At 36.2% G+C, this 13,303-nt stretch carries 13 protein-coding genes; 10 read left to right on the forward strand and 3 right to left on the reverse strand.

The genetic code is table 11. The features are described 5' to 3' along the window. Positions 1 to 25: 25 nt before the first annotated feature. The gene (locus NAT51_RS08245; RefSeq protein ID WP_250597717.1) at positions 26 to 3,004 is read right to left on the reverse strand and encodes a PAS domain-containing hybrid sensor histidine kinase/response regulator; all 2,979 of its coding nucleotides are present in this window, start codon (positions 3,002 to 3,004) and stop codon (positions 26 to 28) included. 357 nt (positions 3,005 to 3,361) lie between these two features. Here NAT51_RS08245 and NAT51_RS08250 point away from each other — a divergent pair, with 357 nt between their 5' ends. The 5 genes from NAT51_RS08250 to NAT51_RS08270 all read left to right on the forward strand — a co-directional run bounded on the left by NAT51_RS08250 (position 3,362) and on the right by NAT51_RS08270 (position 6,465). Further along, positions 3,362 to 3,964 (forward strand): GNAT family N-acetyltransferase, encoded by a 603-nt coding sequence (locus tag NAT51_RS08250; RefSeq protein WP_250597719.1) that lies wholly within the window; start codon positions 3,362 to 3,364, stop codon positions 3,962 to 3,964. A 7-nt stretch (positions 3,965 to 3,971) separates the two neighbouring features. Continuing rightward, on the forward strand, positions 3,972 to 4,511 hold the full coding sequence (locus NAT51_RS08255) for a hypothetical protein (RefSeq protein ID WP_250597721.1): 540 nt from the start codon (positions 3,972 to 3,974) through the stop codon (positions 4,509 to 4,511). Beyond that, positions 4,511 to 5,107 (forward strand): CHAP domain-containing protein, encoded by a 597-nt coding sequence (locus tag NAT51_RS08260; RefSeq protein ID WP_250597723.1) that lies wholly within the window; start codon positions 4,511 to 4,513, stop codon positions 5,105 to 5,107. Before NAT51_RS08255 ends, NAT51_RS08260 begins: the two co-directional genes overlap by 1 nt. A 69-nt stretch (positions 5,108 to 5,176) precedes the next feature. After that, positions 5,177 to 5,830, forward strand: coding sequence for a hypothetical protein (locus NAT51_RS08265; protein ID WP_250597725.1), 654 nt, complete (start codon positions 5,177 to 5,179; stop codon positions 5,828 to 5,830). Positions 5,831 to 5,883: 53 nt separating this feature from the next. Then, positions 5,884 to 6,465 carry an HAD family hydrolase gene (locus tag NAT51_RS08270; RefSeq protein ID WP_250597727.1) on the forward strand — a complete coding sequence of 194 codons (582 nt, stop codon included), beginning with the start codon at positions 5,884 to 5,886 and terminating at the stop codon, positions 6,463 to 6,465. A 67-nt stretch (positions 6,466 to 6,532) separates the two neighbouring features. Here NAT51_RS08270 and NAT51_RS08275 read toward each other — a convergent pair whose 3' ends face one another. After that, positions 6,533 to 6,772 (reverse strand): hypothetical protein, encoded by a 240-nt coding sequence (locus NAT51_RS08275; protein WP_250597729.1) that lies wholly within the window; start codon positions 6,770 to 6,772, stop codon positions 6,533 to 6,535. 90 nt (positions 6,773 to 6,862) lie between these two features. Here NAT51_RS08275 and NAT51_RS08280 point away from each other — a divergent pair, with 90 nt between their 5' ends. From NAT51_RS08280 to NAT51_RS08290, 3 genes are read left to right on the forward strand one after another with little or no spacing between them, the layout of a single operon-like run. Continuing rightward, a complete protein-coding gene (locus tag NAT51_RS08280) occupies positions 6,863 to 7,501 on the forward strand; it encodes a murein L,D-transpeptidase catalytic domain-containing protein (RefSeq protein ID WP_250597731.1) in 639 nt (212 codons plus the stop codon). Positions 7,502 to 7,525: 24 nt separating this feature from the next. Beyond that, complete coding sequence (locus NAT51_RS08285) at positions 7,526 to 8,212, forward strand: hypothetical protein (RefSeq protein WP_250597733.1); 687 nt, start codon at positions 7,526 to 7,528, stop codon at positions 8,210 to 8,212. A gap of 35 nt (positions 8,213 to 8,247) precedes the next feature. Further along, positions 8,248 to 8,694, forward strand: a complete 447-nt coding sequence (locus NAT51_RS08290) for a DUF1569 domain-containing protein (RefSeq protein WP_250597734.1) — start codon at positions 8,248 to 8,250, stop codon at positions 8,692 to 8,694. Positions 8,695 to 8,742: 48 nt separating this feature from the next. Here the strand turns inward: NAT51_RS08290 and NAT51_RS08295 are convergent, their stop codons facing one another. Continuing rightward, positions 8,743 to 9,648: a DUF6607 family protein gene (locus NAT51_RS08295; protein ID WP_250597736.1), complete on the reverse strand. Its 906-nt coding sequence runs from the start codon at positions 9,646 to 9,648 to the stop codon at positions 8,743 to 8,745. A 109-nt stretch (positions 9,649 to 9,757) separates the two neighbouring features. Between NAT51_RS08295 and NAT51_RS08300 the strand changes: the two genes are divergently transcribed. Together NAT51_RS08300 and NAT51_RS08305 are read left to right on the forward strand one after the other, a co-directional pair. Next, positions 9,758 to 11,875: a TonB-dependent receptor plug domain-containing protein gene (locus NAT51_RS08300; protein ID WP_250597738.1), complete on the forward strand. Its 2,118-nt coding sequence runs from the start codon at positions 9,758 to 9,760 to the stop codon at positions 11,873 to 11,875. A 15-nt stretch (positions 11,876 to 11,890) separates the two neighbouring features. Next, positions 11,891 to 13,294 (forward strand): HmuY family protein, encoded by a 1,404-nt coding sequence (locus tag NAT51_RS08305; protein ID WP_250597745.1) that lies wholly within the window; start codon positions 11,891 to 11,893, stop codon positions 13,292 to 13,294. The last annotated feature ends 9 nt before the right edge of the window (positions 13,295 to 13,303 follow it).

A 13,303-nucleotide genomic window follows, 5' to 3' on the forward strand; every position in this document is an offset into this window, starting at 1 on the left:
CTAAAAATAAACACTAAAACTTACTTCAATTACAAAGATCGTCCTGTTTCATCTGCTCAACAGCTTCGCGCAGTGTCTGGTCGGCCAATTTGAAAAGTCTTAAGATTTCCTCTTTTTCCTGGGTTTCTTTTGCTTTTCTTTCAAGTTCTTTAACCGTATCCATAATCGAAATAATACCCAGTATTTCAATGCTGGGTTTCATTTCATGCATCACATGGTAAACGCCCATAAAATCATTTTCCTCTATTTTTTGCGCGGCTTTGTCAAGCATTGAAGGTGTTTGTTCGATAAACATTTTCATGACTGTACTGACAAATTCATCGTCATCTTTGCTCAAATCGTAAAGAGAACTCAAATTGTATAAAGCAGCGACTGTCTTTGTTTTTTCTTTTTTTGTACTTGAAAAATAATGACTTTTCCCAACATGTCTGGCAATGGTTTCAATCATAATATCTTCTTCGAAAGGTTTGGTAATGTAATCATCCATTCCAACTTCACGGCATCTTTCAACCTCTGTTTTAAAGGCATTAGCAGTAAGTGCAATAATCGGTGTTGCCAATTTTAAATCATTACGGATTCTTTTAGTAGTTTCAATTCCGTCCATTTCCGGCATCTGAATATCCATCAATATGACATCAAACTCCTGTTTTCCCAGTATTTCAAGCGCCTTCACACCATTAACAGCTTCGGTAACACGACAATTATAATATCGTAGCGAGTTTTGGGCTACCATCCGGTTCAAATCGTTGTCTTCTACTAACAATACTGAAATATTGTCAATTGATATTTCTTTCTCCTGTATATTACTGATTTTAAGGTTTTCTTCATTTCCCTTTTGGAAACGGAGAAGAATCTGAATCGTTGTTCCTTCATTTTTATTGCTCTCAACCTCTATTTTCCCGTCCATTAACTGCACCAATTCTTTGGTTATGGCCATACCTAAACCGGTTCCTCCGAATTTACGTGTAATAGCCTTATCTTCCTGAGAAAATTTCCTGAAAATAGAATCGACAAAATCTTTCTCAATACCTATTCCAGTATCCTGGACAGTTATACATAATTCCTGATAATCTGTACTTTCTTCCAATACTTCACAATGCACACTGACTTTGCCTTCATTTGTAAATTTCAATGCATTACCAACAAGGTTAAAAAGAATTTGCTCTAATCGGAGTGCATCTCCTTTCAGGACAGGATAAACCGTTTCTGAAATCGTACTGCTGAAAGCCAATCCTTTTTCAACTGCTTTTGTTTCCAATACTTTGTGCACATTCATAATGGTATGCTCAAAAATAAAATCTTCATACTCAAGGGACATTTCCCCGGCTTCAATTTTGGAAATATCCAAAACGTTATTAATAATCGCCAACAAATGCTTTGATGCAATGGAACTGTTATGAATATAATTTTTTTGCATCTCGGTCAGTTCTTCTTTATCGAGTTCCCGTAAAAATCCAATGATTGCGTTCAAAGGCGTACGGATTTCATGACTCATATTGGCCAAAAAGGTTTCTTTAGCTTTTGATGCTTCCTGTGCCTTTATTTTTTCCTTCTGAAGATCGATTTCCATTTGTTTTTGTTCGGTCACATCCAAATGAATTCCTATAGATCCCACTAACCTGCCGGTGTCATCGAATTCGGGAGCTCCGCCTATTGTCCACCACCGAAGTTCGCCTTTCTTATTCTTTACCGGCATTTGATACACATCTGATCCTCCCTGCTTCCGCATTTCGATTTTAGATTGCATAATTTCCAGGTTTTCTTCCGATATAAAGAGCTGTGATGCTTTTTTTCCCAAAATCTCTTCCATATCATAACCCGAAATATCCAAAAAACTTTGATTCGCAAACTGAATGACTTCTTCGTTGTCAACAACCATCAATCCCAAATTCATGTTCGCAATAATATTACGGTATTTCTCTTCCTGTGATTTTAAGTTATCTTCAGCCTTTTTCCGTTCGGAAATATCCTGGATAAAAGAACAGAAAAACATTTCCCCGTTTTGTTTAATCGGGATGATGGATATTTCAATGGGAAATTCAACTCCTTGCTTATTTAAGCCCGTAATTTGGAATTGACGGTTTAAAACAGGACCTTCTCCCGTTTTCATATAATGGCTCATACCCCGCTTATGGGCCTCAACATATTGCGGCGGAATAATCGTATTGGAAAGGAATTTACCTATTACTTCATCGCTTTCCCAACCAAAAATAGTGCTTGCCGGCTTGTTCCAAAAGATTATTTTGTCTTCACAGTCAATCGTGATAATTGCATTGAGAGATGCATTCATAATCAAACGGCTTCGTTCCTCACTTTGCTCCAAAAGGGTACGGGTTTTTATCTTTTGCGTAATATTGACATACTTCCAAAGATGGCCTTTGTGCTCTTCTCCTATCACCACGGGAAGATATTCTCTTTGTAGAAATCCTTCGGTTACGGTTTCCAGTAATTCACTGGCGGTTCGTTTCTTTTCTTTAATAATCTCACGGGTTCTGTCAGTAAAAATATCCTGTTTTTTGAATATCGTTTTGCAATACTCTTCAATGGCAACACAATCTCTTCCGGTCATGTTTTCCGCGAGCTCATCAATACCGAACATTTCACAGAATTTCTGATTGGCAAACAGTACTTTCCTGTCTTCATCTTCCACTAAAATACCGGATTGGATACTGTCCAATAATATCCGTAACAATCCAACGGTACGGTCAGATTCATTTGCTGTAGTCTTATCGGCTTTATAATCTGAAATGCACTGAGCATTACTATTCCTTTTGTAGTCTTCATCAGAATTGCTAAAAGTATCTTTCCAAACTTCATGTTGCTGTTTAACAGAACTGACTTTCCCACGCTCCTGAAAAATCCTGTTCCCAGTGTGCTTATTTTTTTCAAAGGTCAGATAGGAATCATTAATCGCTTTCAAAAATGACTCGAATTCACTGTTTTCAGAAATTTCACGGGTAAGATGCACCTTAATTTGTTCCTGTAGTAGTTGATGAAAATCCATAATCAGTTTATTTTGTTAATAATTGGAATGGACAATATCCGGTTTCAGCCTGGTGCGGGGGAGTTTCAAATAACTATTCTTCAATTAATTAAGATAAGCTTTTTGAAAGTTTTTCATGCTTAAACCAAATCTATTACTAAAATAATAAAAAGAATCGGCAAAAAAAGCTTTTTATGAAAAGAAAGAAAAAACCTACTTATTTTTTTTCAATTTCTTTGGTTTAAAAATTGAAAAACTACTTATTTTGTAACAATTTTTCATCAATTTTACTAAATCAAAATCATCTGTTATTTTACTCCAATAAAAAATGAAAAATCTTTTCTTTGTACTTTTTCCTAACTACAACAAACAATAATAATGCCCCAACTAATCAAACATCCCCTAACCCTGGAAAGTAATTCCATAAAACTTCTTCCGCTTGAAAAGGAACATTTCGAATCACTTCTTGAAGCAGCATCCAACCCGGAAATCTGGGAACTGACTTCCGTGAACTATTCCATACCTGAGGTTTTTCATACTAACAGCAATACTGCTTTGGCAGACAGGGATAAAGGCTCTGCTTATCCTTTTGTGATTATTGATACAAAAACGAACGAAATTATCGGTACAACACGCTTTCTGGAGATTGTTCCGGCCGACAAAAAATTGGAAATCGGGGTTACCTGGATCAAAAAAGAATACTGGGGCTCAACCGTAAACCTCGAATGTAAATTCATTATGTTGCAGTATTGCTTTGAGGTTTTAAAAACTGTCCGCGTACAATTCCGGGCAAAATCAAATAATGCCCGCTCCAGAAAAGCCATGGAGAATATGGGAGCCCATTTTGAAGGTATTATGCGGAAAGATAAAATCGAAGCTAACGGAATTCCCAGAGATACTGCTTTTTACAGCATCATAGACTCCGAATGGGAACAGGTAAAAGAGAAAATCACCAATTTAATTGCATCAAAAAAATTATAACTTCTTCATGTCAAAATCAAGAATAAAATATTATCTGATTTGCTTCACGATAATGGGGATCTATTCAGTAATCATAAAACCGTTTATAGAAAAACCATATCTTGACAATGATATACGTTCTTTCGAAAATGGAACATGGATATATACCATTACACTTTGTGTGGTTTTATACCTCATGGCAGTCATATTCTTTTTAAAAACGAAGGAAATTACGGATCGCCTCTATGTGTTTTTAGCTCCTTTTGCGTTCTTCTTTTTTTCCTCCTTCTTTATCAAAGGAATGCTAGACAAAGGAATGCTGCTTTTCAACACAACAACCGGTAATCAATATGTAACTGAATCTTATTCTGTCGTAAAAACCAAAGAAATTGAATGTCCTTATCTACTTCATAACATAGAAACATTAATTGGCAATGAAGAAGAATTAGAAAAGATTGACGCAATCCGCAAAAGAAAAAAACAAAAATCTCTTTTTCTGTTGCAAAATCAAGATACCGTAAATGTTATTTACAAAACAGGATTCTTTAACGTGAAATACCTCGAATAATGAAACTTAAACATCTCTTTTTCCTCTCTGTTATCATTCTGTTAGTATTTGTTGCCACTTGGTCTGCCAAAAAAATCAACCTCAACCCAAATTATAATGTCGGACAAAAGCTGGACAGCCTCCACGGAGTTCATGTTTACTACAACGGCGGGGTCGATCATACCTCTGAAAGAAACCTGACTTCTGATAATTACAATCTCGGACTCAAATACCAATGTGTAGAATTCGTGAAAAGATACTACTACGAACATCTGAACCATAAAATGCCGGATGCTTACGGACACGCAAAAGATTTCTTTGATGCTGCTGTAACCGACGGACAGCTTAACAAAAAAAGAGATTTAACCCAGTACAGCAATCCAAGTCTTTCAAAACCTCTGGTAGGCGATCTGGTGATTTTCAGTCCAACAATCCTTAACCGCTTCGGTCATGTTGCAATTATCTCAAATGTAAAGGATGACCAAATCGAAATCATCCAGCAAAACCCGGGACCCTTCGGAACTTCACGGGAAACTTATACGCTGATAAGCGAAAACGGCAAGTGGAATATCAATAATGACAGAATTATGGGTTGGCTCCGGAAGGAAAATAAATAGTTCTATTAAACATTAGGATAGGGCTTCTTTATTTCCTTCATTTGTAACCGATTTAATACCAAAACTAAAATGAAACTCTTCTTATTTACTCTTTCAGCTGTCTTATTTTTCAGTTGTAGCCAAAAAGAAAACCATAACCCAACTTCTGACAATAAAGACACAATAGCCGTGGAGGCAATTACGGCAACTGAAGAAAGAGATACTTCAGTACCAACAATAGAAGAACACTATTTTGATTATACCAATACGGTATTAAAGGAAGATTTCAAACAATCCATACAACACCTCTTTTCCGATACCGGATCGAAAGATACTTTTACGCTCTCAATTCCGAAAGGAAACATCAACCGGACCGAAACTACTCTGAAAATAGTTGCGGCAAACGGTGAATTGATCCTGGAAAAGAAATTTACTACCAGAGAACTCATAAATGGTTATGACCTTCGTGAAATAACCAATGATACCCAAATGGAAGCCTACATAATCGACAAAGCAAAAAATATTCTCAATAACGATTCTTTTATCGATTTAAGCGAACCAATTGATAAAAATAGTTTTGTATTTAATACGGAAAAAGAAGATTTTGAAAACTTTGAGGCTTATACAGAATGCAAAAATGATAAACGTTCCATTTTTGTCATTGGTTTGGAAGAAGAAAACATAACTTATATGGTCTATTCCGCTAAACTTAAAAAAGTAGTGGATGTTTTATACTGCTGTTGAAAATTATCTAAAAGTAACGTTTAATTTTACACCCTCTTTAAATTAACTGTCTCTTGCCGGAAGAAAATAAAATACTGGTCATACTCGATCTGGACGAAACCTTGATTCACGCCACCCGTAATCCTCTCTATGAAAACTGGGATTTTGAGCTGTTCAATTATAAAATATTCATCCGGCCGCATCTCCACGTTTTTTTGTCTTTTCTGAAAGATAACTTTGACGTTGCCGTATGGTCTTCGGCTTCTGATGATTATGTAACCAAAGTAGTCGAAGAAATTTTTCCCGATGATTACGGATTGAAATTCGTCTGGGGAAGAACCAAATGTACCTATAAGCCGGATTATTCAAAAGCCGAAGAAATTGGCTATTTCGACTATTATTCGCACTTCGAATACATCAAAATTTTGAAAAAGGTGACCAAAAAGTTCCCTTATACCAAAGAACAAATCCTTATTATTGATGATACACCGCGTAAAGCGATGTACAACTTCGGTAATGCCATCTACCCTTCCGAATTCAACGGTGATAAAAACGATAACGAACTGGAATTACTCGTAAACTATCTTGAAACTTTCAAAGACATTTCAAATGTGAGAACAATTGAAAAACGAAACTGGAGAGATGTCTTAAAATAGCTGAAGATCATTCAAAACTAAAAGCTAAAGCAATCAAGATTATTTTCTCCTTTTCAAGATTTCTTTGTCAGTCAAGGAGACTATTACCTTCGTCGATTAGAAAACTCACACTGGCAACGAGAAAACTCCCTTTGGCAACGGGAAAACTCACTCTGGCATCGGAAAAACTCTTTTTGGCAAGGAGAAAACTCACTCTGGCAACGAGAAAACTCTCTTTGGCAACGGGAAAACTTCCTCTGTCAACAGGAAAACTCACTCTGGCAGCAAGAAAACTCCCTTTGGCAACGGGAAAACTAACTCCGGACAAATGAAAAATTATTTCGCACAAATGAAAAACATAAGCGATTTTCCGTAACTTGCATCTCGTCCCTTATAACTTTTACATTCCGCAAAATAAATGAAGAACTTAATCATTGCTGCCGCAACGGTACTGCTGCTTATTTTCAGTTCAAAACTATCCGATAAGAAAAATACAGAAGCTACAAAAGAAGATAAATCGGTAAATCCCTCCTATTCAAAAGAAGCTACCGATGAAAGAATCGCCACACATTCGGCTGAAATCAAATCATTCATCGCTAAGAATAAAGAATACAACGATCAGGTGACTTTCCTTGTCGACATGAAAATCCATTCGGGCCGAAACCGGTTTTTTATCTACGACCTGCAATCCGATAAAGTGACTGATAAAGGTCTTGTGGCGCATGGTTCCGGTTCCGAAACAAACACTGTGGGCAAACTCAAATTCAGCAACGTCAACAACTCATTGTGCACTGCTTTAGGGAAATATTCCATCGGCTACAGCTACAACGGAAAGTTCGGAAAAGCCTACAAGATGTACGGCTTGGACAAAACAAATGACAATGCCTACTTACGGAATATCGTGCTGCACAAATACAAAGATGTTCCGTATGAAGAACAAATTGATGAAATTTGCAACAGTTACGGTTGCCCAATGGTAAACGAAACTTTTTACAAACGCATCGAAAAAATAATTGACAACTCTGATAAAAAGATTCTTTTGTACATTTATTATTAGAATAAATTGTCTAATCCCAACCGAATGATTACAACTCAAACTAAACTATTCGCTGTTCTTTTATTTATATCGAATACGATCAGACTTTCTGCGCAGGAAATCCCCATACCCCAAAACTATTCTGTTGTCGAAAAGGTAAAAGGCGATCTTGATAAAGACAATATCCCCGAGCTGGTTGTTGCTTATAATACCAAACAGGAAACCGATTCCGATAATGATGTTACAAGAGAATTAATCATTTATAAACTCAAAAACAAACAATGGACGGTCTGGAAAAAATCAAAACAGGCACTCTATAGTAGCCGTGGAGGCGGCATGATGGGCGACCCTTTTGAAAACATTGAAATCAAAAACCAGGTTTTGAGTATCAGTCAAAACGGTGGCAGCAGCTGGAAATGGGGCCACACCGATAAATACCGTTTTCAGAACGGAGCATTCTTTTTAATTGGTTACACCAGTGATTCCGGTAAAGATTGTGAATATTGGACACATGTTGATTTCAATCTGTCTACCGGTAAATTGATCGTAAACAAAGAATATCACAAATGTAAAGATGATAATCTGGACAATTTAAATGTATACAAAACAGAAAACGAAACCTTTTTCAAAAAAGGATTAAAAATCACCCTTGAAAAAAGATCCGAAAAAGATGTGCTCATCATCACCCCAAAATACAAACATCAAATTTACATTGCACACACTAACGACTGACAATAGTTTTAGATTTATCAATAAAAACTTCCACCATGAAATCCATTTTTGAAACATCCACAAGGGACGAATTAAGATCCAGAATCAATTCTTTACAACAAGGAACTCCTGCTCAGTGGGGCAAAATGAATTTATACCAAATGCTGAAACACTGTACACTTTGTGAGGATATGTTTTTGGGCGAATTAAAAATCAAACGGGTTTTCATCGGCCGTATCATCGGACCAGGTTTTCTCAAAAAAGTATTAAAGGATGACGCTCCTTTCGGAAAAAATTCCCCAACCAGTCCGCTGTTAAAAGAAACAAAGGAAAATGGTGATATTCAATTACAGAAAGAAGAATGGCTCAACCGGATCGAAAAATATGCCACATTCAATAACAATACATTTGTACATCCTTTCTTCGGTCCCATGACAAAAGAACAAATGGGATTGTTTGCTTACAAACACGCAGATCATCACTTGAGACAATTTGGAGCATAATATTATTTAAATAATAAAAAAGCCGGTTCAAATGAACCGGCTTTTACTTTATGATTTCTTCACGAAATCATCTATGATCTTATCAGATTCTGCTTTGGTAGCAGTTGGTTTCAAATCAAATAAATGCATGAATAACGGTTGACCTTTAACAACTGTCTCTAAATTCAAATCTTTATTCAAATTAAACACCGACTGCCATTTATCTCTCACATTTTTCCACAATACATTATTCTTTTTCCAGTAGTTTTGGGCAGCAATACACTTTGAATTATCAACTTTACGGTAGTAATCCATTCCTTTTTCAAATGCTAAGGTTTTATCGGCACCTTTATCATCTCTTTGGATCTTTTCGTTATCCTGCTCGTGTAACCAACCGTATTTAGTTATTTCATGAATGTTTCTTCTCTTTAAAACATTGTAATCATTACGGATGGTGTGCTCTCTTCTTGGAAGTGGCGCATCTGCCGTATTTTTCCATGTCGAAGTTCCGTCAACGTGAACCCATGAAGCCGTTCCCTCATATCGCGGACTGTCATCTACCTGATATACTCTTTGTGTCCATTGCCCTTTTACCGCATTTGAAGGTAAGGTTACAAATTTCCAGGTCTTATCTTTATAAAACTCATAAAATTTTGTATTCTCGAATTCCCAATCCTGACGCCAGTGTTTTACAATTGTTGTGTCTCCAACGATCAATAAATGCTGCATTACAATTTTGTTCGGTTTGTCTTCAACCAATTCAACCCATTCCAATCCAAAATCCTTTTTTGAAGGTGATGGTTTGTAAGCTTCATCTTTGCTTACTTTAAATGTTTCTGTAAAATTGAATTCTACTTCGTAACAGCCACACATCGCTTTAATAGCATCAGTGTCTTTTTTCTTTTTATCCTGTGCCGATATAGTCAAAGAAGCCATTGACAATGCCAGAATTGTTATTGATTTGAAAGTTTTCATTTGAGATAGGGTTTAAAAATTCTGTTGCAAAAATATAAATTTTATTTAGAACAAATAAAAATAAGATATATATTTGCCAAATAAATTTTATTAAGACTTAATCTAAATAATGAAAGTTAAAACTACTTTTCTGTTTATAAGCTGCTTTGTCCCTATTTTACTGCTTGCTCAGAACAAGGTCAAAGACACCTCAAATACCAATAAGCTGAATGAAGTTGTGGTTACAGCCCAATTTGGACCGCAATCATTGAAAAAATCCGTTCACAATGTCCGTATTATATCAAAAGAAGATATTAAAAATCAGGCAGCTACTAACCTATCTGATGTTCTCAACCAATATCTGAATATAACCATTGCCCCAAGTTCAGGAACCGGACGCTCCACAGTATCCATGTTTGGTCTGGATGGACAGTACTTTAAAATTTTAGTTGACAATATACCGGTTGTAAGTGACAATAGCTTAGGAAATAATATCGATTTAACCCAAATTAATCTGGACGACATTGAGCGCATCGAGATTATTGAAGGTTCAATGGGTGTAACTCATGGTGCCAATGCAGTGAGTGGAATTTTAAATATCATCACCAAAAAAAATTCGGCAAAAAAGTGGGAAATCACTGCAATGGCACAAGAGGAAACTGTGGGAGGCGAATATGATTTCATGCAAAAAGGCAGGCATATACAGTCACTTAAGGTCTCCAATAAAATCAATAATTCCTGGTTTGCTTCATTAGGTTTTAACCGAAATGATTTTCAGGGTTTTCTGGATAACCGAAAAGGCGAAAACCACCAGGAATCTGATATGCTAAGAGGCTACACCTGGCTTCCGAAGCAGCAATATTTTTCAAATGCGGTAATCAACTATACCAAAAAAGATTTCCGTGCTTTTTACAAATTCGATTATCTGGATGAAACCATTGATTATTTCAACCCAACTATTTTAGTAATAGCTAATCCGCCTTTTGGCCAAAACAGATTTGCTAATGATACCCGTTATTTAAGCAATCGTTTCTACCATCATTTAAATGCTTCGGGAAAATTATTCACACTCAGTTACAATGTTTCGGTTTCACATCAGCAACAGGCCAGACATGCCGAAAATTTTCAGTATGATTTCCAAAATAACACCGAAATCAATCTGCAAAAAATAAAACAACAGGAAGCAAACGTCTTCTACTCTACCGGAACTTTGTCCAATTTCTTTAAAAATAATATAGCCGATTTACAATTAGGTTATGAATTAGCCAATACCAAAGGATTTGCCTTAGTTGATGGTGAAAATCAAACAAAAGTGGAAGTTGAAAAACGTTTTGAGAATTATGATTTTTTTGCTTCTGCAGAGATACATCCAACAGAAAAGTTTTCCATCCGACCGGGAATCCGTACTTCCATCCAATCAAAATTTGATTCCCAATATGCAACTTCATTAGGACTAAGATACTTATTTGACATCGGATTGGAAGCAAGAGCATCAATGGGCAAATCGTTCAGAGTACCGACTTTTGAAGAAATGTATTCGAAAATAAAGTTTTCTGGCCATCAATTTTACGGAAATGAAAATCTAGTCCCGGAAAATAGTACATCATACGAGCTAAATACCAAAAAAGATTTTATCATCAATAAAAATGTAAAATGGCAGACTAAGGCAGCTGCAGGCTTTTTGAATGTTGATGACCGGATAGAAATGGCTTTTGTTGGTTACGAAAATACTGCACCTGTTTACCAATACATCAATATTAGTTCATATAAAATGTGGAATGCATCAACAAACCATCAATTCCAATACAAAAACTTTACAGCAAATGCCGGTGCCATCATAGTGGGAATTTCTCAAAAAATTGATGATGGAGAAGCTGTTTCGGATGACCGTTTCTTGTACAACTTACAGTTGAATGCCAATTTTTCCTACGAACTGAAAAAAATCAATACACTATTTGCCCTGTACTACAAATACAACGGTAAACAGCAACAATTTCAACGCACTACCGAAAATAGCCAACCGGTATATAAATTATCTGAAATAGAAGGTTATTCCTTCATGGATGCATCCATCCGTAAAACCTTTCTCAAAAATCAACTGGAAGCCACAATTGGTGCCCGAAACCTTTTTGATGTTACCCGGATCAATCAGGGCATTTCATCAGGTGTTCATGCCACATCAAGCGCCATCTTACTTGGCTATGGCCGTTCCTATTTCCTAAAACTAGCGTATAACCTTAATTTTTAATTAATACACATATCTATGAAAAAAGCAATTTACTTTTTCTTAAGTGCTTTAGCTCTTGGAGCATTCAGTTGTTCTGAAGACTCAAATACATCAGATTCGTTAGGCGTTGCCTTCGTGAATCAGGAAGTTAATATCACACAATCCAGCAATCAGGTGAATGTGGTTTTCTCTGAAGCAACTAAAAAATCAGGAACTGTAACCCTTAGCATCGAAGCAAACGGTGTTACTTATGGAACCGATTTCAATACAAATCCGGTAGCCGTGAATAATACAATCACAGTTCCATTTGCAGCGGGTGCTACTTCTGCAACATTTACATTCAACAAATTAATTGATGCAACGGAAGGACAAACCAAAAATGCAAAATTCACCGTTACTGCCGTAACCGGTATTGATGCTGAATTCACATCTCCAACAAATACAACCCGACTTAATTTCAATGAAGTGCCGGTTTCAAGTAAAACAATTTCTCCAGCTGTTGGCGGAAATACTTTTCCAAACAATGTTTATGTTGATTTAAGCTCTGGCGTTACAACAAATGTTGCCAGAACTTCATGGGAATTAGGTTTTTACTCAGGAACTGATTACCGAGTGGTTTTGAATCCCGGTATCAACAAATTTGCCGTTAAGCAATTAGCAACTACAAACATTGATGAAGTACAAACTTCTGATGCAAATGTAACCACAGGTAACTATGATCCGGCTGGCGCACCATATATCGATCATCCATACGGAAACTTATCAGGTACTGCAATTGCAGCTATTTCAGCAACCGATGCTGATAACAAAGTTTACTTGGTAAATCTTGGACAAAATGTTTCTGCTACGCCAGCAACAGGAAGTAATGCCGCTTTAACTGGTACAGACAGAGGATGGAAAAAAATCAGAATTTTAAGAAACGGCAACGGTTATAAGTTGTTATATGCTAATATCGAAGCAACTACACACAATGAAATCAACATTACAAAAGATGAAGCTCATAATTTCAGCTTTGTAAGCCTTTTAAATGGTGCATTAGTAAATGCTGAACCATTAAAACAAAAATGGGATATCAATTTAGGTACTTTCATGAACTACACACAATACAACGGACAGGATGTATCGTACTACTATCCGGATTTTGTAACATCAAATACAATCAACGGAACACGTGTGTATGAAGTATTAACTTCTGAATTTACATATGATGCTTTTACAACAGCTAATGTGGATGCCAATAAATTTAATACAACAGCAGCTGCAGACAGAAGAGCAATTGGAGCTAACTGGAGAGCAACTTATCCTTCAGCTTCTTTAAAAACAGACCGTTTTTATGTAGTTAAAGATGCAGCTGGAAACATTTACAAATTGAAATTTACTGCAATGGTAAATGGTTCTTCAGAAAGAGGAAACATCACTTTCGAATACATTAAATTGTAAGATCAAATC

It is taken from the genome of Flavobacterium amniphilum (assembly GCF_023634845.1).
GTDB classification, from domain to species: Bacteria; Bacteroidota; Bacteroidia; order Flavobacteriales; family Flavobacteriaceae; genus Flavobacterium; species Flavobacterium amniphilum.